At 44.8% G+C, this 507-nt stretch carries 1 protein-coding gene; it reads right to left on the reverse strand.

Annotated elements, in window-relative coordinates; genetic code table 11:
- Window positions 1-506: DUF1415 domain-containing protein (locus tag R7E78_RS30915; RefSeq protein ID WP_318059242.1), on the reverse strand; the 506-nt coding region annotated here is incomplete at its 3' end.
- Window position 507: the final 1 nt, after the last annotated feature.

Consider the following 507-nt stretch of genomic DNA (forward strand, 5'->3'; position numbering starts at 1 on the left):
GGAATAGATTCAGGGTCAGGGTAGTGCTTCCACACCTTTTCCATACTCTCTTCTCGAATAAGATGGAAGATTGGGTATGGTGAACGATTGGTTAAGTTCTCGTCATCTTCTGGCGCTGCACCACCGAAGCAATAGTCTGGATGGAAAGTCGCCACTTGGAATATACCTTCCCAATCCTGTTGTTTGATCAGCCCTTCAACCCAATCGATGCAGAAGTTGTAGTCCCAGAAATCTTGCAGCATGTTAGGTACGACGACCAATGTTGTTTCCAGCTTTTCTGGTTCGGTGGTGCTGAGTTCAATAAGTTGCAGCAGAATATCCTCAAGCAGCGCTTCTTCTTGTGTTGCTTCGCTGACAAAAATCTTAATTTGTTTGTTACGCTGCGGCTTTGCAGCGAAAGGACACAAATTCAAACCAATCACGACATCATTAAGCCATTGATCGACTTGTTGCGTGATCGCATTAATATCTGTATTCGGTGTTTCTTGTGTTGAGCGCGTTGGCATA

It is taken from the genome of Vibrio sp. YT-19(2023) (genome assembly GCF_033337395.1).